This window comes from Bradyrhizobium sp. Kon37, from assembly GCF_055807535.1.
In genome coordinates this window covers 1-561 of record NZ_JBVVOY010000111.1, presented here as the reverse complement: position 1 = coordinate 561, position 561 = coordinate 1, and the positions used below count along the sequence as shown (strand labels likewise).

Annotated in this window: 1 protein-coding gene; it reads right to left on the bottom strand. The window is 68.8% G+C overall.

The window, feature by feature from the left end; translation table 11 throughout:
- A partial coding sequence (locus AC0L3J_RS37325) for a DUF1522 domain-containing protein (RefSeq protein WP_473350422.1) occupies window positions 1-561 on the bottom strand: 561 nt, incomplete at both ends.

The following is a 561-nucleotide window of genomic DNA, read 5'->3' as shown; positions in this document are numbered from 1 at the left end:
CGAGCCGTCCGCGATCGATGCCGACAGCGAAGCCGAGCTGGTCGTGCGGGTCGCGGTCACCGTGGCATTGCCGCCACCCGTCGCGGTCGACAGACCGAGTTCAGTCAGGAAGTCGGCCTTGCCCGTCACGGACAGATCGGCACCTGCCGAGCTCTTGAGAGTCACGACGCCCGCGGCAGCGGTCGACGGCGATGCGCCGGAGGCAGCACCGATGGTCGCAGCACCGGCGGAGATCGTCGAGGTCTTGACACCGCTGGCGAGATCGATCGCCGTCAGGATGTCGCCGACAGTCGCCAGCGTCGCAGTGGTCGCGGTGTCGCCGAGATAGATCGTGCTGTTGCCGCCACCGTCGGTGACGAGATGACCGCTGACGCCCGAGCCGGTCGGAACGGCGGTCGAAGCGGGTGCGGTGCCGGTGCGGAAGGTGATGGTCTTGCCGTTCACCGTCAGTGTATCGCCATCGCTGGGAGCGGTGGTCAGCTTGCCGGCGGCGGTGGTGCCGAGCAGTGTGGTTGCCGACGAGATGCCTGTCGTGCCGTCGGCCGCAACACCCCCGGTGCC